Annotated in this window: 17 protein-coding genes; 9 read left to right on the top strand and 8 right to left on the bottom strand. The window is 44.0% G+C overall.

The window, feature by feature from the left end; all coding sequences use genetic code 11:
• Positions 1 to 190 precede the first annotated feature (190 nt).
• Positions 191 to 406: a DUF6358 family protein gene (locus IEX80_RS22560; protein ID WP_090531097.1), complete on the bottom strand. Its 216-nt coding sequence runs from the start codon at positions 404 to 406 to the stop codon at positions 191 to 193.
• A 2-nt stretch (positions 407 to 408) separates the two neighbouring features.
• Positions 409 to 723 (bottom strand): rhodanese-like domain-containing protein, encoded by a 315-nt coding sequence (locus tag IEX80_RS22555; protein WP_090531100.1) that lies wholly within the window; start codon positions 721 to 723, stop codon positions 409 to 411.
• 116 nt (positions 724 to 839) lie between these two features.
• Here IEX80_RS22555 and IEX80_RS22550 point away from each other — a divergent pair, with 116 nt between their 5' ends.
• Both IEX80_RS22550 and IEX80_RS22545 read left to right on the top strand, forming a co-directional pair.
• Positions 840 to 1,958, top strand: a complete 1,119-nt coding sequence (locus tag IEX80_RS22550; RefSeq protein WP_090531102.1) for a DUF4407 domain-containing protein — start codon at positions 840 to 842, stop codon at positions 1,956 to 1,958.
• A 145-nt stretch (positions 1,959 to 2,103) separates the two neighbouring features.
• Positions 2,104 to 2,766, top strand: a complete 663-nt coding sequence (locus tag IEX80_RS22545; protein ID WP_188834230.1) for a DNA-3-methyladenine glycosylase family protein — start codon at positions 2,104 to 2,106, stop codon at positions 2,764 to 2,766.
• Between the two features lie 270 nt (positions 2,767 to 3,036).
• On the opposite strand, the gene cphA is transcribed toward IEX80_RS22545, so the two are convergent.
• Positions 3,037 to 5,664 (bottom strand): cyanophycin synthetase, encoded by a 2,628-nt coding sequence (gene cphA / locus IEX80_RS22540; RefSeq protein ID WP_188834229.1) that lies wholly within the window; start codon positions 5,662 to 5,664, stop codon positions 3,037 to 3,039.
• 172 nt (positions 5,665 to 5,836) lie between these two features.
• Here cphA and IEX80_RS22535 point away from each other — a divergent pair, with 172 nt between their 5' ends.
• The 5 genes from IEX80_RS22535 to IEX80_RS22515 all read left to right on the top strand — a co-directional run bounded on the left by IEX80_RS22535 (position 5,837) and on the right by IEX80_RS22515 (position 12,014).
• On the top strand, positions 5,837 to 6,757 hold the full coding sequence (locus tag IEX80_RS22535) for a cyanophycinase (RefSeq protein ID WP_090531111.1): 921 nt from the start codon (positions 5,837 to 5,839) through the stop codon (positions 6,755 to 6,757).
• Positions 6,758 to 6,829: 72 nt separating this feature from the next.
• Complete coding sequence (locus IEX80_RS22530) at positions 6,830 to 7,672, top strand: isoaspartyl peptidase/L-asparaginase (RefSeq protein ID WP_091172868.1); 843 nt, start codon at positions 6,830 to 6,832, stop codon at positions 7,670 to 7,672.
• Positions 7,673 to 7,852: 180 nt separating this feature from the next.
• Positions 7,853 to 8,482 carry a tetratricopeptide repeat protein gene (locus tag IEX80_RS22525; protein ID WP_090531117.1) on the top strand — a complete coding sequence of 210 codons (630 nt, stop codon included), beginning with the start codon at positions 7,853 to 7,855 and terminating at the stop codon, positions 8,480 to 8,482.
• A gap of 189 nt (positions 8,483 to 8,671) precedes the next feature.
• The gene (locus tag IEX80_RS22520; protein WP_188834228.1) at positions 8,672 to 10,813 is read left to right on the top strand and encodes a carboxy terminal-processing peptidase; all 2,142 of its coding nucleotides are present in this window, start codon (positions 8,672 to 8,674) and stop codon (positions 10,811 to 10,813) included.
• Between the two features lie 271 nt (positions 10,814 to 11,084).
• The gene (locus IEX80_RS22515) at positions 11,085 to 12,014 is read left to right on the top strand and encodes an NAD(P)-dependent oxidoreductase (RefSeq protein ID WP_090531120.1); all 930 of its coding nucleotides are present in this window, start codon (positions 11,085 to 11,087) and stop codon (positions 12,012 to 12,014) included.
• A gap of 184 nt (positions 12,015 to 12,198) precedes the next feature.
• Here IEX80_RS22515 and IEX80_RS22510 read toward each other — a convergent pair whose 3' ends face one another.
• The 5 genes from IEX80_RS22510 to IEX80_RS22490 form a co-directional block, all read right to left on the bottom strand.
• On the bottom strand, positions 12,199 to 12,477 hold the full coding sequence (locus IEX80_RS22510) for an Atu4866 domain-containing protein (protein ID WP_090531122.1): 279 nt from the start codon (positions 12,475 to 12,477) through the stop codon (positions 12,199 to 12,201).
• The gene (locus IEX80_RS22505; protein WP_188834227.1) at positions 12,438 to 13,283 is read right to left on the bottom strand and encodes an oxidoreductase; all 846 of its coding nucleotides are present in this window, start codon (positions 13,281 to 13,283) and stop codon (positions 12,438 to 12,440) included. Before IEX80_RS22505 ends, IEX80_RS22510 begins: the two co-directional genes overlap by 40 nt.
• Positions 13,284 to 13,415: 132 nt before the next feature.
• Positions 13,416 to 14,147, bottom strand: a complete 732-nt coding sequence (locus tag IEX80_RS22500; RefSeq protein ID WP_090531128.1) for an SDR family oxidoreductase — start codon at positions 14,145 to 14,147, stop codon at positions 13,416 to 13,418.
• A gap of 40 nt (positions 14,148 to 14,187) precedes the next feature.
• Positions 14,188 to 15,021, bottom strand: a complete 834-nt coding sequence (locus tag IEX80_RS22495; protein ID WP_188834226.1) for an oxidoreductase — start codon at positions 15,019 to 15,021, stop codon at positions 14,188 to 14,190.
• Between the two features lie 93 nt (positions 15,022 to 15,114).
• Positions 15,115 to 16,017 carry a helix-turn-helix domain-containing protein gene (locus IEX80_RS22490; RefSeq protein WP_090531134.1) on the bottom strand — a complete coding sequence of 301 codons (903 nt, stop codon included), beginning with the start codon at positions 16,015 to 16,017 and terminating at the stop codon, positions 15,115 to 15,117.
• 701 nt (positions 16,018 to 16,718) lie between these two features.
• Between IEX80_RS22490 and IEX80_RS22485 the strand changes: the two genes are divergently transcribed.
• Positions 16,719 to 17,696 carry an AAA family ATPase gene (locus tag IEX80_RS22485; protein ID WP_188834225.1) on the top strand — a complete coding sequence of 326 codons (978 nt, stop codon included), beginning with the start codon at positions 16,719 to 16,721 and terminating at the stop codon, positions 17,694 to 17,696.
• Complete coding sequence (locus IEX80_RS22480) at positions 17,696 to 20,239, top strand: S8 family peptidase (RefSeq protein WP_229701726.1); 2,544 nt, start codon at positions 17,696 to 17,698, stop codon at positions 20,237 to 20,239. The genes IEX80_RS22485 and IEX80_RS22480 overlap by 1 nt, the downstream gene beginning before the upstream one ends.
• Positions 20,240 to 20,611: the final 372 nt, after the last annotated feature.

The following is a 20,611-nucleotide window of genomic DNA, read 5'->3' as shown; positions in this document are numbered from 1 at the left end:
TTAGAGGATTAAGGCTGTTATTGCCGGGAATTAGATGGATGCGAAAGGGGCGTATTTTTTTTGCCGACTTAGCATAACGGCACAAGTTAGCCGGCGCTTGTTCCTTTACACAAAACTTGCGCTATTAGAAGTAGAGAAGACTTACGAAGTTTTAGAAACTTCGTAAGTCTTTAGACTAATTAATATCGGGTTACTTAGCCCCTTTGCCTTTTTTATTTTGCGGGGCTTGCTGGGTCTCTTTAACCTGTTTCAAAAGCCTCAGCTTCATGAAAATCACAACTACGCCAACAACCATGGCACCGGCCATGATCAGGTAGTTTTTTTCGGTAAACATTTTATAAGCTACAATAAAGCACAAAGCTACGCCCATGGTGTAAAGCACATTGAGCACCAGTTTAAAGCCCATTATTAGTATACGTTTAATTCAGGGTCAATTTCGGCCTGCCATGCAAGGATCCCTCCTCTTAGGTTTGACAGGTTGGTAAAACCCTGCTGCTCCAGTTGCATAATAGCAGCCGCGCTGCGTTTACCGCTGCGGCACATTACTACTACCGGCTTGTCTTTACTTATCTTTTCCGATTCTATCAGCACGCCGCCAAGCGGTATAAGCTGCCCGCCAAGGTTTGAAGTTTCGTATTCAAAATCTTCCCTAACATCAATCAGTTGAAAATCTTCGCCTTTGTCAATTTTCTCTTTTAGTTCCTGTACGGTTATCTCGTTCATGTTAAATGTAATTATAATCCAAAGGTAGTTTTTTTCTTAATCAAATATTTAGGCTTGTTATTTGTAACAATCAAAGTGTATGAGCGTTTCATATATGTTTACACAATAATTACTTAATGAAAAAAGTTACACGCTTTTTCTGGTTCTGTTCAGGAGCACATATCGATACCTTAAAAAAGTACCCAATTGAGCATAATAAGTATGTTGGTATTGGGGCAACTATATTTTTCACTGCACTGTTTGCCGCGTTATCCGGCGGTTATGCCATGTACTTTGTTTTTAATGGCGATGCCTTTGCTGTAGGCTTTGCTATACTATTCGGTTTACTATGGGGAACGGCCATTTTTAACATGGACCGCTACATTGTATCCAGTATCAACAAAGAAGGCACAACCAACCAGCAGATCCTGCAGGCATCGCCCCGTATTTTGCTGGCCATTATGATAGGTATTGTGATATCACGCCCGCTTGAACTCAAGATCTTCGATAAAGAAATTCGCCAGAAACTAAAAACTGCCTATTTAAAAGGGCAACGCAGTAAAATTGATACCCTCGAAAAAACCTACATGCAGAAGTATGCCATGGAACTGGGTAAAAACACCGATTTGAAAAAGGAAAAAGATTCATTGGAGCGGGATATTAACCGCTCACGTTATCAGCTTAACCAGGAAGTTTTCGGTGATAAAACCAACCAAACATCGGGCATTACCGGTTATGGCACTTATGCCAAGCAAAAGCAGGCCATACTGGAAGAAAAGGAAGCCCGGCTTAAATCCGTTACTGATAATTTAGGGCAGATGGACCAATACCTGAGTGCCCGTAAAGATTATGAGGGACTGAACAGCACCCGTTTGTTTACAGAGCATCAACTGGACAGCTTGGCCAGCATAGCCGGCTTCTCGGACCGTAACTGGGCATTAGGCCAGCTCACCTACACTGAAAATGGTAAGCGCGACCTCGATACCTATCTCGCTATTTCGTTTATCGGCTACCTATTCATTTTGTTTGAATGTTTGCCGGTATTTGTAAAGCTGATGTCGCCCAAAGGGCCTTATGATACGGCTATCGCCAAAACAGCCGAAGCCAATATCCACCTTGCCGAACGTGATAAAGAACGTGATATAGCGGTTACCGATAATATTTACGATCACAACCTGGATACGGATATCGAGCGGCGAAAAAAGATCATTACCTCGCAATCTGATTATGATTTTGAGCGGCATAGTTACGAGTAAATTTTCAACGTAGAGATGCATCACACGCGTCTTTCACATGCGTGTAAAGCCTGTTTAACAAAGACGCATGTGATGCGTCTCTACAAAAACCTCAATTTGCGATTTCCAACCTAATCCCTCATCTTGCGAAACAGATCATCAACCTATGTTTGAGCAATTTTCCCATTCAAACTTCCATACTATTTGCGATAAGCTCGCCGTGAGCGATCCGGATCTGGCCCTGATCATCCAAAATCATGGTTATCCGCCTTTATGGTCACGCCCAAATAGCTTTGAAACGCTGGTTCATATTATACTGGAACAGCAGGTATCGCTGGCTTCAGCATTATCTGCCTTAAATAAACTCCGGGAGCGGGTACAGCAGATTGCCCCGGCAGGGGTTTTACTGCTTACCGATGAAGAATTCAGGGCATGTTATGTAAGCCGCCAAAAAACCATCTATATAAAATACCTTGCAGAAGCCATTGTAAGCGGGCAGATCAACCTCGCCGAAATGGAACAAATGCCGGATGATGTTATCCGTACCAAACTAACCGCCCTCAAAGGCATTGGCAACTGGACAGTTGATGTTTACCTGATGTTTGTATTACAGCACACCGATGTTTTCCCTATCGGGGATCTGGCCGCAGTGAATGCCCTTAAACAGGTAAAAAATCTGCCAAAAGATATTACCAAAGAAGAGTTGTTAGCGGTGACCGAACAATGGGAACCATACCGTACGGTAGCTGCGATGATTTTGTGGCATTATTATCTGAGCCAAAGAGTACCGGCACTACCCAAACCCTCCAGGCAAGGCGTTAAAAAATAAAGATCTTCGGAGGCTCAAGTGATAACACCGAATACAAGCCGAATATTTTTATCAGATCCTTCGCGCAACCTCTCAATTTTATTAAAAAATTGATATTCAGATTATTACACTTGAAACATTCGAAATTGTGTTAACCCTGTTAACCCCCTGTTGGTGCTGTCCATGGTCGGTGTTATTACGCTTTAACCTGCAAAAGTATATAAACAAAAAATGCGCTGGCTTCGCCAACGCATTCAAAATATGCTCATCAAAAGCCCCACTTTAGGGCTGTCAAACATTAAATAGGCCATTCCTTTCCTGCTCCTGGTAATCCTGTACGGTTTCAATGGCATTATCAACCACATCACTCAGGGCCGTAATAAATGTTCCGGGGCGGGCCAGGCTCATGGCGTGTTTAATAGCGTCAACTTCCTTAGGCACTACTTCAACCTGCTTGTTAGGATCAACTGATTCAATTCCCTCCCTGAGTAAACCAATAATATTTTCGGCGGTGCGGCCGCGCAGGTGTTTTTCCTGGCGCAGGATGATATAATCAAACATTTCGGCCGATATTTTACCCAGTTCGCGGATATCGTCATCCCTCCTGTCTCCCGTGCCGGCTATGATGCCAATTTTAAGCGGCGAATCGATATGTCTTAAAAACTCCTTGATGCCAGTGTATCCATCCGGATTGTGGGCAAAATCAATCATGAAACGGAAATCCTTAAACTCAAAAATATTCATGCGGCCAGGCGTTTGTGAGGCCGATGGAATAAAAGTTTCGAGCGAGATTTTGATGTCTTCTGTTTTAAATCCCCATAAAAACGTAGCCAGTGTTGCGGCAAGCACATTCTCGATCATAAAGGGCACAGTACCGCCAAACGTAAGCGGGATCAGGATGGTACGCTGTACGCGGATCTTCCAGTCGCCTTTTAAAATGGTGATAAATCCATTTTCGCAAATAGCGGCGATGCCCCCTTTTTTGCAATGTGATTTAATGATGGGGTTATTTTCATTACGACTAAAGTAGGCGATGTTACATTCGGCCTTTTTGCCAATGCGTACGCAATACTCGTTATCGGCATTTAAAACGCCCCAGCCATCCTTCTTAACCGAGTTAAGCACTACGCTTTTCACGCGCGAAAGGTCTTCCAATGAATGAATGTCCGACAAACCCAGGTGATCTTCCTGGATATTAGTAACTACCCCTATATCGCAAAAGCCAAAACCGAGGCCCGAGCGCAGGATACCCCCGCGGGCTGTTTCCAATACCGCGAAATCAACTGTTGGGTCTTTCAGTATAAACTCCGAGCTTACCGGGCCGGTTGTATCGCCCTTCAGCATCATATTGTTTTGTACGTAAATCCCATCCGAGGTGGTGAAACCTACCCGGTGACCGTTATTTTTAACAATGTGTGCTATCAAACGGGTGGTAGTGGTTTTACCGTTAGTCCCGGTAATAGCTATGATAGGGATGCGGGCCGATTTACCGGCCGGGTAAAGCATATCAATCACATGTCCGGCTACGTTGCGGGGCAGGCCTTCGCTCGGCGCAATATGCATCCTGAAGCCCGGTGCGGCATTAACTTCCAGTATCACTCCACCTGTATCGGTAAGCGGCTCGGTAAGGTTTTGCGCCATGATGTCGATGCCGCAAATATCCAGGCCGATGATTTTAGAAATGCGCTCACAAATAAAAATATTTTGCGGGTGCACATGGTCGGTAACATCAACAGAGGTGCCGCCGGTGCTTAGGTTAGCAGTTGATTTTACATAAACCACCTCATCTTTTTCGGGCACGGTTTCAAGCGTGTAGTCTTTTTTTGCCAATAGATCGAGGGTATCACGGTCGACCGTTATCTCGGTAAGCACATTCTCATGCCCGTAGCCGCGGCGCGGATCGGCGTTTTCCAGGTCTATCAATTCCTGGATATTTAGCTTGCCATCGCCTGTAACATGGGCCGGTTTACGAAGGGCGGCAGCAACCATTTTATTATCAATCACCAACACCCTGAAATCAAAGCCTGTAACATAACGCTCTACAATTACCCGGCGCGATATTTTGGCGGCGTGCTCATAAGCTTCAATCGCCTCTTCTTCAGTTTTTATGTTGATAGAAATGCCGCGGCCGTGGTTGCCATCAAGCGGTTTAAACACCAGCGGGAAGCCCACTTTGCGGATGGCATCGGGCACAGCCGATGCCGATGAAATAGTTACGCCTTTAGCAACGGGGATGGCCTGCTCCTGTAAAAGTCGTTTGGTTTCTTCCTTGTTGCTGGCAATATCAACGGCAATGCTGCTGGTTTTTTCGGTCATGGTAGCGCGGAAACGTACCTGGTTTTTGCCGTAACCCAACTGCACCAATGATTGGTTGTTAAGCCTGATCCATGGGATATCCCTTGCGATCGCTTCTTCTACAATTGACCCGGTACTTGGCCCCAGGCGGGTATTTTCCCTGATCTCGCGCATTTGCTGAATATCAGCATCCAGGTTGTAATCCTCACCTTTTATCAGCGCTTCGGTTATGCGCACGGCCGATTCGGCTGCAAAAACGCCAACTTTTTCTTCCAGGTAGGCAAATACTACATTGTATACGCCTTTTGTTTTGGTTTCGCGGGTGCGGCCAAAGCCGGTATCCATACCTGCAAGGGTCTGGATCTCTAAGGCAATGTGCTCAACAACGTGTCCCATCCAGGTGCCGGCAATCACCCGCTGAAAAAAACCGCCGGGTACACCGGGCGAGCAGCGGTGGCTGTATAACGATGGCAGCAGCTTTTCAAGCCGTTCATAAAAGCCATCTATTTCGTTGGAGGGGCGGTGCTCCATCTCCTGCAGATCAAGCCGCATTTGTATTAATTTTTTGCGCCTGATGCTCCAAATGTTGGGTCCGCGTAGTACCTGGATATTCTCGATCTTCATTATGTAGAATGCTATTTTTTTGTCAGTCTGATTTTCCCCTTAAAACTATAAAACATAACACGGGAATAAAATTTTTGATGGCAAAAAGCCATTATTTATTATTAGTTCCTGTGTTTGTGCATGTTTTTATCGTAATTTGTATATAGTTGTATTAAGATAGTGTGAAATAATCATGATTGTCCCGAAAGGTAAGCTAATAATTATAGGCGGCGCGGTTGATATGGGGAGCAATGTTACCCTCCAGGAGCATATTTTGCAGCCCGATTATATCAAATTTTTTGAACAAGGCATATTAAGGCGCATAATTAACGAATCTGCTAAGCACGAAGGCTCACAAATTGAAGTGATCACCACCGCCTCTCAAATCCCCGAGCTTGTCGGCGCCGAGTATATCAAGGCGTTTGGCCAGCTCAACGTTACCAATGTTAACGTACTGCACATCAAAAGCCGCGAAGATGCGGGGAACAAGGCATACTTAGACAGGATCCGTAAAGCCGATGTAGTGATGTTCAGCGGCGGCGACCAGCTCAGGCTAACAGCCATTTTTGGCGGCACCGAATTTTTACAGATCCTTAAACAGCGTTACCAAAAAGAGAATTTCGTTATTGCCGGAACATCGGCAGGCGCTGCAGCGGCTTCAACACACATGATCTACCGCGGGCAAAGTAACGAAGCCCTGGTTAAAGGCGAAGTGCAGATAACCGCCGGCCTTGGCTTTATCGATTCGGTGATTGTTGATACTCACTTTGTACAGCGTGGCCGCATAGGCCGGTTAATGTATGCCGTGGCAACTAATCCTGGTATTTTAGGGATAGGTTTAGGCGAGGATACAGGTTTACTTATTACCGAAGGTTATATGATGGAAGCTATCGGCTCGGGCCTGATTATTTTGGTTGACGGACGCAACATCGTATCAACTAATATATACGATGTGGAGCTTGGTTCGCCAATATCTATCGAAAACCTGAGGGTACACGTCATGTCGATATTTGATAAGTACGATCTGGTGCAGCACCGTTTAATCATAAAAAAGAGCGTAAAAGTTGAAGAAGGTGTTTTTATAAATGCACCAGGCAGCAAACTTCTACAATAATTTAAACTGCATAAAGTTCTTATAAATAGCCTGGCCTTATTTATGCAGGGACATCTACTTTAATTTATAATTATGAAAATAATTATTCACGGCGGTTTTTTTAGCGAATCGCATACCAACCAGGAAGTAAAGCTGGCCAAACAGGAAGCCCTGAACGGCATAGTGCAGTTAGGATACAAACACCTGCAACATCACACTGCTGCCGAAACGGCCGTTTATACCGTAAGGCTGCTTGAAGATTGCGAACTTTTTAATGCCGGAACGGGATCACAGATCCAGAGCGATGGCAAGATCCGCCTCAGTGCCTCTTTGATGGATGGCAAAACCCAACGCTTTTCGGGCGTCATCAACATTGAAGATGTTAAAAACCCTATCTGTGTAGCCGAAAAACTTCAAGCCTATGATGATCGTGTATTGAGCGGCAAAGGAGCATGCGATTTTGCTATAGAAAACGGTCATAAATATTATAACCCCGAAATCCCGCAGCGACGTCACGAATACGAACAAAAACTAAGCGATTCTATAAGGCTTGGCACCGTGGGCTGCGTTGCATTGGATGTGCATGGAAACCTGGCAGCCGCAACGAGTACCGGGGGCAAAGGTTTTGAAATTCCCGGCCGTGTTAGTGATTCGGCCACTACTGCAGGAAATTATGCCAATGAGTTTGCCGGCGTTTCATGTACCGGCGTAGGTGAAGATATTGTAAGTGGCTCGGTAGCTGTTAAAATTGTTACGCGAGTAACCGATGGCATGCCCCTTATGGCCGCTACCGAAAAAACCCTCGATGAAATGAAACCTTACGATGGCTTTGCCGGTGTGATAGGCATTACTACTGATGGGCAGATTTATCACTCAGACACCCACCCTTACATGGTATGGGCCCTGCATGACGGAGATATTGAAGTTTTTAACTAAAACCTAAATTTATTTTTCCCGTAGAAAGGGTATAAGTTAAGCACCTGTAAAATAACGGTGGCATTTAGGCGTTTACGTATTTACTGCTTTTTACAGGTATTGTTTTCCCGTTAACAAATAATTACATTTGTTAAGCTGATTAATTTAAAATAAACAGTTTAAACCCAGGAAAAAGATTAAATGAGATATTTCCTACTTATTATTTTATGCGCTGTTGGGTTCGATGCATCAGCGCAATGGTATTACAAGCCGTTCAATAAGCGTACCCGGTCTCCGCAAATGGCTTATGCACAAAGCCACTCTATTAAAAGGCTGCCCGCTCCTGCATTGGCTAAAGTAAAGATCCGCCCGTTTACTATTGAACATACCCCATATGTGCTGGCCATGATCGAGGAATCGGTTATGAAAACCGCGCAGCACAACATGCGTTTTCACGTATATAATGCCGCCAGCTACAACTTTAGCGACCTGGCCCAGATGTATATGAAGCAAAACCGCCTGGCCGAGGCCAAATGGTTCCTGCTGCAAAGTATTTCTATATCGCGCCAGCAAAACGACGACAGGCATACCATAGCCAACCTGCTTGACCTGGCAACTGTAAAAGCCGATTACGGCGATTACGCACAAGCTAAACAAGATCTGGCCGAAGCCCGCCAACTGGCTGTTACCCGCGGTTTGACTTTTGACCTGGCTACTGTAGAGAAAAAAACGCGCTATTTACAGGACAATAAATTTAATACGCTGCACACCGAAACCCACTTTGCCGAAACCGCCGATGCAGGTACAATTACCAAACCGGTTAACAAATAGTATTTTTTTGTAACAAAAACGTAAAATGGTGCTGCCTGCATACTATTAGTAAAACATAATCGTATTATTGTTATTAGTAATTAAGAGACAGCATATTGACTGTCTCTTTTTTATTTTACATTAGCAAATTAATAATAGGCACAAGTATTGATGTTTTACACCAACCCCGATTTAACTACAGTAAAAGATATGTTTAAGAAAGTATATTTGTTATTGGTGCTGGGCGCAGCCCTCGCCTGTAAAGCATCACCATCCAAACCTGTTAAAGTAGCAGGTTCAAATGATTTACAGCCCGATGAACAGCAAAGCCTTGTTTGTAAGCAGGTAGCATCATTAATCTCTAACTACAACTATAAAAAAGTTCCGCTGAACGATTCAGTATCCGCCATCATTTACGACCGGTATATCAAATCGCTCGACGAGAACCACAGCTATTTTTTAGCATCAGATATCAAGGATTTTGAAAAATATAAAACTGTACTTGATGATGATATTAAAGCCGGCAACCTGGCCGATGCTTTTTATATCTTCAACGTTTTTCAAAAAAGGTATATCGAACACGTAAAATATTCAATTGAGCAGATCAATAAAAACTTCGATTTCAATAAAACCGAAACCTTTGTTTATGATCGTGATAAATTGCCATGGATTGCTTCGCAAAACGATATGGATGCCATGTGGACCAAGCGCGTAAAATACGATTTGCTAAACCTGAAACTGGCCAATGCAGATATGGCCAAAAACAAGGAAACACTTAAGAAACGTTACGAAAACCTGTTAACACAAACCAACAAGCTATCAAACCAGGACGTTTTTCAATACTTTATGGACGCCTTTACAGAGGCTATCGATCCGCATACTAATTACTTTAACCCGTCAAACGCAGCTAATTTCAATATCGAAATGTCGCGCCAGGTTGAGGGGATCGGTGCTTCACTACAGGTGGAAAACGAGTATGTAACCATTAAAACCATTGTACCGGGCGGCCCTGCAGATAAAAGCCACCAGATAAGCGTCGATGACCGTATTGTTGCAGTAGCACAGGGTAAAACCGGCGAATTCCAGAACGTGGTGGGATGGCGTGTTGATAATGCCATCGCTATCATCCGCGGTACTAAAGGCACAACGGTAAGGCTTGAAATATTGCCTGCCGGTGCAAATGCATCAAGCAAGCCCAAAGTGGTTGAAATGGTACGTGAGAAGATCATCCTGAAAGACCAATCGGCCAAAAAAGAGATCCGCACTTACAACAGCAATGGTAAAACGGTTAGGATAGGTGTAATATCTATCCCTGCCTTCTACATTGACTTTAACGACTATAAAGCAGGTAATCCTAACTATAAAAGTACCACCCACGATGTTAAGGCAATCCTTGACTCGTTAAAGAAAGAAAATGTAGATGGCCTGGTGATCGACCTGCGTGAAAACGGTGGTGGTTCATTGATGGAAGCTATTGAGCTTACCGGTCTGTTCATTAAAACCGGCCCTGTAGTACAGGTGCGTGACACTAAAGACCAGGTGGAAATTGATAAAGACGAAGATGCGGACATCACCTATAGCGGCCCTATGGCGGTACTGGTTGACCGTTTCAGCGCTTCGGCCTCTGAAATCTTCTCAGGCGCTATCCAGGATTACGGTCGCGGGTTAATATTGGGAACCCAAACTTATGGTAAAGGCTCGGTACAAAGCGCTATCGATCTTGACAGGGTGATTGGTTCTTCACTTCGTGAAAAAATTGCAGGCGTTGTTGGCGGCGGTAAAAAAACAACCTCAACGGGCAGCCAAAGCACTTACGGACAACTTAATCTTACCATAGCTAAATTCTATCGTATCAGCGGTAATTCAACCCAGCACAAAGGGGTAACACCTGATATTTCATTCCCATCGGTTATTCCATTGGATAAATATGGCGAAGATACCGAACCATCAGCAATGCCTTTTGACATCATTGCCAAAACAGATTATACCAAAACAGGCGATTTTACCGGCGTACTGCCACAGCTAAAAAAACTGCACGACCAACGCATGGCCGGCAGCGACAGCTATAAATACCTGCTTGAAGATATTGCTGATTTCAAAAAACATGATGCCGATGACAGCGTATCGTTAAAAGAATCTGATTTGAAGAAACAACGTGACGATGATGAAGCGAAATCATTTGAGCGTAACAACCTGCGTCGGATAGCATTAGGTTTGCCAGCCCTTAAAAAGGGTCAAACCAAACCTAAAAACGAAGACCTTGACTTTGTAAAACGCGAAGCCGGCCAAATCATGACCGATTATATCAGCCTTGATAATAAGTATACAAGCGTATCGCAACCGGCTAACTAAGCAAATTATTAATAATATTGAGCGCCCGGCATTGAAAGATGCCGGACGTTTTTATTTATACACAAATGCATTACTGGTTAAGAAGGATTTTATCGAATTTCACGAATTGATATACTTAGATGCCTTACATCAAAAAATAAAATTCGTGTAATTCGATTTAATTCGGGGAATTAGTGTCATATTCTTAAAAATCACCTCCCTGTTATAAAACCCTGCCGGCTAATACCCCGGCATTTTGTAAATTTGGCCTCTTATAAAAATCGATACAACGTTGAAAAATAATATTCTTATTGTTGATGATGTGCATGCCATTTTCATGGAGATGGCCGAGGCCAAGGGTTACACCTGCGATTACCGTCCGCTGATTAAGCCTGACGAAGCCATGCAAATCATAGGCGACTATGCAGGGTTGGTGATCCGCTCAAAATTCAGGGTGGATAAAGCCGTGCTTGATGCAGCTACCAACCTACAATTCATAGCCCGCGCCGGCGCTGGTATGGATAATATTGATGAAGATTATGCTACTCAAAAAGGTATAAAACTCATCAACGCACCCGAAGGCAACTCAGATGCCGTAGGCGAACATGCCATAGGTTTACTGCTGTCATTAATGAACAACCTAAACCGCGGCGACGCCGAAATTCGCGGGGGGAAGTGGCTGCGCGAGGCTAACCGGGGTTACGAGCTAAAAGGTAAAACAGTAGGTATTATCGGCTACGGCCATATGGGCAGCAGCTTTGCCAGGAAACTTTCGGGCTTCCAGGTAAATGTTATTGCTTACGATAAATACAAAACCGGCTTCAGTGATAAATATGCGCGCGAGGTAAGCATGGAAGAAATTGTAAAGCACAGCGATGTACTGAGCCTGCATATCCCCCTAACTGCAGAAACCGACGGGCTGGTGGATGATGAATACCTGTTCCATTTTAAAAAGCCTATCTTTTTCTTAAACACCTCACGCGGCAAAACTGCTAAAGTAAGTGCCGTGCTAAACGCCATACGCGAAGGCAAAATTTTAGGGGCAGGGTTGGATGTATTGGAGGTTGAAAAATTCCCGGCCCTTGCCGAGCAACAATGGTTTGAGGAATTAAAACGAAGCGGCAAAGTGCTGTTAAGCCCTCACGTTGCCGGCTGGACATTTGATTCATACCGGAAGATCAGCGAGGTAATGGCCGAAAAGCTGGCCGATTTGAAAGGATAGGCAGATTATCGGAACCACACATATCATTAATAATTGCGACAGTGTAAGGAATGCCCCTTGTAAGTCACATGAAAGAGAAATCTCCTGCACCATGCATACTTTATAAGGCATGGTGCAGGAGATTTCTGTTTAGATACATTTCCGGGCCGGGTTGGCAGAAATGATAACTGATTTAATATATTCGTTATGCCGTTTCCTTGTACAATACCATGCCGGCATGGTAAAACACCCCGTCCCTGAAATCGCCTTCGGCAGTAAAGCCGGTATCGTCAAGATATTCAACGTGGTTCCCTAATACACTGTAGTAACCTGTGTAGGCATTTTGTTTGTCGCCTCGGGCCTCAGTGTAGCGCCCGTTAGGCAAAAATTCGTGACGTATAAACCCATCGCGGGTAACCCATACACCTATATAATGATGAGCATTTATTGTTGTATTGCTGTTGAAAGCGTTAGTTCTTTCCATGTTGCTAATTCGTTTTGAACGAAGGCAAGCTTCTTTTCAACCAGACCGTAAGCATCCTCGCCCAAAAATAAATTTAGCGGTGGGTTAGCTTCGTTAGTTATGCTGATCATAGCCTCGGCTGCTTTTTCAGGGTCGCCGGCTTGTTGCTTGTCCATGTCGTTTTGGTGAAAATTTACTGTATCGCGAACGTTTTGATAGTCGGCTATCTGGTTTTGAGGGACCGCCAATGAACCGGCCGACAGGAAGTTGGTCCTGAAATAACCCGGCTGTACAATGGTAACCTTTATGCCAAACGGTGCAACTTCGGCTGATAATGTTTCGGAGAAACCATTAACGGCAAACTTGGTGGCGCAATAAATACCTCCGCCTGCAAACGCGCCGGTGAAACCACCTATCGACGATACATTTAAAATATGACCTGATTTTTGAGCACGCAAATAAGGCAACGCCTTACGGATCACATTCAATGATCCAAATACGTTAACCTCAAAGTTATCACGGGCCTCGCGGTCGGTAAGCTCTTCAATACCGCCTAATAAGCCGTAACCGGCGTTGTTGACAATAACGTCAATTTTTCCGAAAGTTTTTACAGTAAGCTCAACGGCTTCCTGCACACTGTCTTCGCTGGTCAAGTTAACGGAGAGGGGTAAAAACTGCTCGTTTTGCGTGTCAACTGCTTTGGTCAAATCGCTTAAATTGCGCGATGTAGCGGCTACTTTATAGCCTTCATTCAATAGTTTTTTTACTAAGGCAAGTCCCAGTCCTTTTGAGGCACCAGTTACAAACCATACTTTGTTGTTTTCCATATGTTGTATTTGATAGATTTTGATTTTACTTGTTACTATTTCAATGATTGTTTATGATTTTCACCTATTTTGCCTTTTGGGATTTCACCGATAGGCTATGACTCCACCGATTTATGATGAATTCAACCTGCTCTATCGTGTTTGTCCGAGCGGCCGTACCACCACCTCGTTAACGGAGATATTATCCGGCTGGCTTATAGCGTAAATCACCGCGTTGGCTATAGCCTCCTCATCAAGTTTTGGCATGTTGGCAAGGTTGCCGTACAAGCCCTTAATCTTAGGGCTGGTAATATCATGTCCTAATTCGGATTTAGTTGCGCCGGGGTAAATGGTGGTTACCTTAATGTTTTGGGCAACTTCCTCACGCAGGGTTTCCATAATAGCCTTAACCGCGAACTTGGTACCGCTGTAAACGCCAATGCCCGGCGACGTTTTTAAACCACCAACCGATGACGTGGAGAGGATATGCCCCTGGCCGCGTTCAAGCATGTGGGGCAGCACAGCATTAATCCCGTACAATACGCCCTTAATATTAATGTCGATCATTTTGTCCCATTCATCAACATGACCTTCTTCAAAAAAAGAGATGGGCATGATGCCGGCATTGTTCCACATTACGTCAACTCGGCCAAATTTGGCTATGGTCTGCAGAATGACGTTATCCAGATCAGTTCGCCTGGCAACATCGGTTACTACATAAATTGCATTTTCGCCAATTTCCTGTGCCAGGTTTTTCAATTGATCTTCCCGGCGGGCAGCCAAAACCACTTTAGCGCCAAGTTGTGCCAGTTTGCGGGCAGCAGATGCGCCGATGCCACTGCTGGCACCGGTTACTACAATCACTTTATCCTTGATACTTTCCATTTGGTGTTTATAGGTAGATATAGGGTAAACGGAATAAAATTTAGAAATCAGTTGAGCAGGTTACATCCTCCCACTGCCTGATTTCATTGTGTAAAGTATCAAGCTTTGCCAAAGCGCGATTGTATGCATCGCCACCTAATAAAAGGTACAATGGCGGGTTCTCTTCATAAACTGTGTTGATAATAGCAGTTGCAGCCTTTTCCGGGTCACCGGCTTGCTTGCCGTCCATTTTGAGGTATTTGTTATGAATGGCGCGCACTTCTGTATAATCATCAATTTGGTTGCCAGTAATTGAAAGCGATCCTGCAGTAAGAAAACTGGTGCGGAAAGCGCCGGGAGCGACCACGGTTACCTTAATGCCCAATTCCTTAACATCAGCAGCAAGCACTTCCGAAATACCGATCACCGCATATTTGGCCCCTGCATAAATTGCCCAGCCGGTATTAGCTGTAATACCTGCGATAGATGAAATATTGATGATATGGCCTGAGCGCTGTTTGCGCAGGTATGGCATTGCCGCACGGATCACGTTCAGCATACCAAATACGTTTACATCAAATGCCATACGGGTTTCGGCATCACTAAGTTCCTCAATAGCTCCACCAATGCCATAGCCGGCATTGTTGATCACTACATCGATACGGCCAAAAGCTTCATAGGTGTGTTGTAATGCAAGCGATACACTGCTATCGCTTACCAGATCGACTTGTAGGGGTAAAAAATTATTGCTTGTTGTATTAACCGCAGCGGTTAATTCCTGTAAATTTCTGGAAGTAGCGGCAACAAGCTGTCCTGCATCCAGTAGTTGTTTTACTAAGCTGAGGCCAAAACCTTTCGAAGCCCCGGTAATAAACCATACTTTGTTGTTGTCCATAAAAATTGTTTGCTTTGTTTATTTGAGATAAAACAAAGTTACAGCAGCAACAAAGGGGGCACATTACATTAATCAAACCAAAGGTTACAAAATTCAAACATTTCGGAACGAGCTTGGTGTTTGTTGGGTTTGTTTCTTGAAAAAGTTATTAAAATGTGTCGGCTCCTCAAAGCCCAGGCAATAACCAATTTCAGAAATGTTCCAGTCTGTATGCCTTAATAATGATTTGGCTTCGCTCAGCAGCCTGTCGGCAATATGATCGGTAGTGGTTTTGCCGGTAGTTTCGCGAATTGCCCTGTTCAGATGGTTTACATGCACCGAAAGCCGTTGTGCAAAATCATTGGCCGATCGCAATACAAACCGCTGTGAAGGGGTTTCAATAGGGAACTGCCTTTCAAGCAGCTCGGTAAATACTGATGTTATGCGCGATTTAGCGTCTACATGCTTATAAACATTTTCGGATGGTTCCGTTTTAAGCGCATAATAAATTACTTCCGTAACATAATTACGGAGCAGATCATATTTAAAAGCATACTCGGTATTAATCTCAGACAGCATTTTCTGAAAAAGAGCGGTTACATAAGCGTCCTGTTCATCATTTAAGGCATAAACCGGCTTGGCATTAAGCCCAAACATCGGAAACTCGCTTAAGCCTGTCCTGAATTTCTCCAGAAAAAACTCTTCGGTAAATATGCAGAAGAAACCAGTGCGGTCATCAGACATGTGCTCAAATGTATAAGGTACCATGGCACTGAAGAACATCAGCGTTGAACCCGAAAGCTTGATACTTTTATCGGCATAATGAATAATGTTATCGCCGCGCATCAGGCTGATCTTATAAAAAGTACGGCGGCTGTAGGTTACCTGCTTTGCATTAGGGCCAATACAATCCTCAATCCTGAACACATTAAAGTGACCGATGCTTTGCTGAAGGTTACCGGGCAGCCAGTTAACCTTTCTTTGATAAAAATCTTGAAGTGTTTCCGCTTTCGACATAAAGCAAAGTTACAAAAATCAAACCAAGGCATCAAAACAGGGATAATTTAATATTTTGAGGTAAACAAAAAGCCTTTAAATCGCATGATTTAAAGGCTTTTGAACATTTTTAAAATGCTTTTCTGCGGAATGGACGGGACATGAACTACGTTCACTACTCGCTCATTGTCAATATTTTACTAACTCTTATAAAAGCAACTCTCCTAAAACTCACTTTTATTTATAGGCTGTTTGATTTCAAATGATTAATGTAAAAGTAAGGAATGAGGAGGTTATTACAAAGAAACTACGTCACAATATTCTTCATATAAACATTATTTGTCAATCAACAGATAGATAATGTTCAGTTATTCTTTATTGATAGCGTGTATGGTTCGAGCATTCTTATAATCATCCACATTAGCATTAGCCGCAATGATCATTTCCTCAATTACGCCGGGTAAAACTGTCCCCATAGATTGATTTTTTGCCGGAGTTTTGAATCGCTTCCTTTGCCGTCATCCACGAAATTAGGCGAGCTCGGCCTGTTTTAGATCCTCTGAAATTCATTTTCGTAAATTTCGCTATGCACGTCCGCACGCGGGTACAACAAAATGGGGCGGAATTGCGTTCAACTAAATAAATTAGTAGGTTTAGGGCTTGTTATTGTATAAATTACGTATATTCCGGCAACAATCCTACTTTATCATTAACTTTGCGCGATGGCGGCTGCGGAACAAATAAAGAGTTTGATCAAATCATTCGGTGAGGGTGATGAGGATCGTTTTTTCTCTTCGGCTATACAAATAGCTGCCTCTGAAGCGCGCCAGGGCCACAATAACATCGCAGCCGAGCTAAGGGATCTCATTGATCTGGCCAAAAAGAAACGGTCACATCATGTACTGGACCGGAATAAAACCGTTCATCTTTCTCCGCAAAAACGCGAACTCGCGGAGCTCATCGATATTTTCCAACCGCAGGTCACGCTGAAGGACATGATCCTCGAGCCTGAGTTACGTACGACCCTTACCCGGGTGATCGATGAGCAGCGCAAGTCTGAAATATTAAGGAAACACAACCTTGCTCCACAGCGCAAACTGCTGTTGATGGGGCCTCCCGGATGCGGGAAGACCATGACCGCGGAAGCCATTGCGGGTGAACTGGGCATTCCTGTATTTATTGTAAGGCTGGATGGGATCATGTCGAAGTTCATGGGCGAATCCATTGTCAAGCTTCGAATGATTTTCGATTCCATGCCCTCACAACGTGCGGTGTACCTGTTCGATGAATTTGATTCTATCGGATCTCACCGTCACCTGAGCCAGGACGTTGGTGAAGTAAAACGAGTACTCAACAGCTTTTTGATCAACATTGAGAAGGATCAGAGCGAAAGCATCATTATTGCGGCGACCAATCTTCCGGATTCGCTGGATAAGGCTTTGTTCCGCCGTTTCGATGAAGTGATCAAATATCCGTTACCAACAATCGACGAAGCGGCACAGATCCTGCGCGACAAAACCGCATTCTTTGATTTTGACGAAACTCCCGACTTCGACCTTCTTGCTGAAGTCGCCAAAAACTTAAACTATTCTGATCTGGTTAAAGCCTGTGAAGAGGTCATTAAGTATATGATTTTGAACGATAGAAATTCGTTATCTTTATCTTTACTTAACCAGGCCCTTCACAAGAAACAGATCTGATGCCAATTATTCCGAATTTACCGCATATCAAACTCGAAGGATTTTCCTCCGACCAAGATTACCAATACCCACATACCGTTGTCGATCCCGCCAAAATTGCCAGTCAGAATCGCGCCATTCACGGTGGTCAAATTCTAAATCAGTTAAATCAGCTTCAGCAAGATTTTGAGCAACTTCAAAATGAAGTTTTGCCCTCCAATATCGTACAGGATGAATCCATTTACGTGGAGTTTGTTTCCGAATGGAATTTCCCGCTAAGTTTTTCAAGTCTTCATAGTGATACCGCGAAACCTAAATACCAGATTTTAAAGGTTACGAAAGAAGTCTCTGATGATGAAGTTCCTTCTGAGCGATTTAAAACGCTTGTTATGATGACCAAAGGTGGTATCAGCCACTTTATCAAGTATGTGGAGGATTATCTGGACCCCGCGAAAGATAACATCAAAACCAATAAAGACGGGCAATTAGTAAATAACGGACCTAAGAACAATAAGCTTTTTGCGAACCTTAGCCTGATCCAAATGGCAACCCTGCGTGAGTTTTGGAGTGACGAGTTCTTAATGCCGTTCCCTGATCCTGAGGAAAACCGATGGTGGGAAGTTTGGTTCAGGCGCACAGATAATGATGTGTTCAGAACAAGACGTGTTATGGATAACCTGCGCGAGATTGGCGCTCAGGTCGGTAGTTCAATATTGACTTTTCCGGAACACACGGTTAGGTTAGTCAAGGCTACGGCAAATCAGCTGTCATCCTCGTTATTGTTATTGGATAACCTGGCGGAATTACGCAATCCTCAGGAAACTGCTGATTGTTTCACCCGTGAGGGATACACCAGTAAGAAGGATTGGGTGAAGGATCTGGTTAACCGGACGAATGTCGAGCTCGACGACAATGCCGTATTGATTTGCTTACTTGATACCGGCGTTAATAATCTCCACCCATTAATTGAGCCTTTTTTACCCAATAACCGAATGTATTCCTATAATTCGGCCTGGGGAAATCATGACAGCTGGCATCAGGGAGGTCATGGTACAGGAATGGCCGGATTAGCGTTGTATGGCGACCTTACCGATGCCTTTACTACGCCATCAAGGATTACCATCAAATATGGATTGGAATCGTTTAAGGTCAAACAATTTGACGTTGTGAACGATCCAGAATTATATGGCGTAATCATGCAAAATGCCGTAAACCTACCCGCTAGTGTTGAACCGGACAACAGGCGCATTTTCTGCCTTAGTATCTGTGATCCTGATACCGCACAGCGTGGCCGTCCATCTTCCTGGTCGGCTATGATCGATAAATTGGCTTTCGGCAACGCTGAGAATTTCGAACAGGAACAATTGTTTATTATCAGCAGTGGCAATGTTTTTACGAACAACCACGACGACTACACCGATTTGAATGATACTTCGAGTATCCACGATCCCGGACAATCTTATAATGCCCTAACGGTAGGCACTTACACTATGAAAGATCGACTCGATCCGGACGAAGATCCCGGGTTCACTTTGCTCGCGCCGAGAGGAGGAATGTCGCCTTCCAATTCGACTTCGCTGATTTGGGACAACCAATGGCCAATCAAACCTGATATCGTCATGGAGGGCGGCAACCTGACTACCAATAAGAAAAATGTCTCAAATTCGGATTCTCTCCAGTTGATTAGTACCAGCAAAAGGCTTGACCAGGGATTTCAACTGTTCGGGGACACTAGTGGTGCTGCCGCCCTGGCGTCAAAAATGGCGGCAGAGATAGCGACTCAATATCCAGAATTGTGGCCGGAAACGATTCGTGCACTTATGGTTCATTCCGCGGATTACTCACCGCGAATGCTGGGAAACAAAAGGACCTTTCCTGCTTCGACCAACGAAAAGCGCTTGTTGTTAAGGAGATTTGGTTATGGGGTTCCAAATTTGGAAAGAGCGCTTTACTCTGCATCAAATAGTCTTAATCTTGTAATGGAAAGATCGATCAAGCCATTCGAACAGGAAGGAACCAAAGATCCTAAATACAACGATTATCATCTTTATCAGTTACCCTGGCCTGCGGAAATTCTGATGAACGAACTGGCAGCAGCAAATGTCCGACTGAAAATTACGCTCTCTTATTTTATCGAACCCAATCCGGGAGACCGCCGATGGGCGAATAATTTTCAATATCATTCGCATGGGCTTGACTTTATGTTGATAAAGGCTACTGAAGATTTGGATACCTTTAAAAAACGAGTTTCCAAAGCATCAGAAGAAGAATCTGAGGAAGCTGAGGCTGTTGACCGAAAAGGCGAGCAGTGGTCGCTTAAAACTTCAAGAAATCGGGGCAGCTTGAAAAAGGATTTCGTTACCACCTCCGGCGCGGACTTGGCGCTACAAAACGTCATCGCAGTTTATCCCAAAAATGGCTGGTATAAAACAAGGAAGTCTTTAAAGAGAGCAAATGATACGGTGCGATACAGCTTGATCGTGTCCATTGATACCGATGAGACAAACGTGAACATCTACAACAGTGTGCTCAATCAGATCACAGTACCGGTTCCTAGCAGTTAATGAACTAAGTCTTGCTGAGGAAAAAAAAGCAAGCTCTATTATATGCGACCGCTATGAGTTATGTGCGTCGGATGAGCTGAATAAATCACCTTTTTTGAAGCGCGGATCATCGGGACACGAAGATGTTTTAGAACGGGAATCGAACTTCGCTTGTAAGTCCTTAAATTATAATGTGTTATAAAATTTTAAAAGATCATTCAACGATTCCGTACAACCGTGATCGTTCCGTCCAACTGGCCAAAAAGGGGGTATTCAAAAAGTACATCCCATTTTTATTTTGGAAAAACCTTTTATTCTGCGGAGGAAGGATACTGACAACATTAGTCGCGAGAGATAATTACAACCAAGTAGCAAAGATTGCTGTCGCCCCTC

The sequence above is a fragment of the Mucilaginibacter rubeus genome, from assembly GCF_014643835.1.
In the GTDB taxonomy this organism is placed as follows: domain Bacteria; phylum Bacteroidota; class Bacteroidia; order Sphingobacteriales; family Sphingobacteriaceae; genus Mucilaginibacter; species Mucilaginibacter rubeus.
This window is presented reverse-complemented; position numbering and strand designations above follow the sequence as displayed.

What these genes read in the sequence shown, in the direction of transcription:
- IEX80_RS22560 (WP_090531097.1), bottom strand. Translation starts at nt 406, where the DNA reads ATGGGCTTTAAACTGGTGCTCAATGTGCTTTACACCATGGGCGTAGCT.
- IEX80_RS22555 (WP_090531100.1), bottom strand. Translation starts at nt 723, where the DNA reads ATGAACGAGATAACCGTACAGGAACTAAAAGAGAAAATTGACAAAGGC.
- IEX80_RS22550 (WP_090531102.1), top strand. Translation starts at nt 840, where the DNA reads ATGAAAAAAGTTACACGCTTTTTCTGGTTCTGTTCAGGAGCACATATC.
- IEX80_RS22545 (WP_188834230.1), top strand. Translation starts at nt 2,104, where the DNA reads ATGTTTGAGCAATTTTCCCATTCAAACTTCCATACTATTTGCGATAAG.
- cphA (WP_188834229.1), bottom strand. Translation starts at nt 5,664, where the DNA reads ATGAAGATCGAGAATATCCAGGTACTACGCGGACCCAACATTTGGAGC.
- IEX80_RS22535 (WP_090531111.1), top strand. Translation starts at nt 5,837, where the DNA reads ATGATTGTCCCGAAAGGTAAGCTAATAATTATAGGCGGCGCGGTTGAT.
- IEX80_RS22530 (WP_091172868.1), top strand. Translation starts at nt 6,830, where the DNA reads ATGAAAATAATTATTCACGGCGGTTTTTTTAGCGAATCGCATACCAAC.
- IEX80_RS22525 (WP_090531117.1), top strand. Translation starts at nt 7,853, where the DNA reads ATGAGATATTTCCTACTTATTATTTTATGCGCTGTTGGGTTCGATGCA.
- IEX80_RS22520 (WP_188834228.1), top strand. Translation starts at nt 8,672, where the DNA reads ATGTTTAAGAAAGTATATTTGTTATTGGTGCTGGGCGCAGCCCTCGCC.
- IEX80_RS22510 (WP_090531122.1), bottom strand. Translation starts at nt 12,477, where the DNA reads ATGGAAAGAACTAACGCTTTCAACAGCAATACAACAATAAATGCTCAT.
- IEX80_RS22505 (WP_188834227.1), bottom strand. Translation starts at nt 13,283, where the DNA reads ATGGAAAACAACAAAGTATGGTTTGTAACTGGTGCCTCAAAAGGACTG.
- IEX80_RS22500 (WP_090531128.1), bottom strand. Translation starts at nt 14,147, where the DNA reads ATGGAAAGTATCAAGGATAAAGTGATTGTAGTAACCGGTGCCAGCAGT.
- IEX80_RS22495 (WP_188834226.1), bottom strand. Translation starts at nt 15,021, where the DNA reads ATGGACAACAACAAAGTATGGTTTATTACCGGGGCTTCGAAAGGTTTT.
- IEX80_RS22490 (WP_090531134.1), bottom strand. Translation starts at nt 16,017, where the DNA reads ATGTCGAAAGCGGAAACACTTCAAGATTTTTATCAAAGAAAGGTTAAC.
- IEX80_RS22485 (WP_188834225.1), top strand. Translation starts at nt 16,719, where the DNA reads ATGGCGGCTGCGGAACAAATAAAGAGTTTGATCAAATCATTCGGTGAG.
- IEX80_RS22480 (WP_229701726.1), top strand. Translation starts at nt 17,696, where the DNA reads ATGCCAATTATTCCGAATTTACCGCATATCAAACTCGAAGGATTTTCC.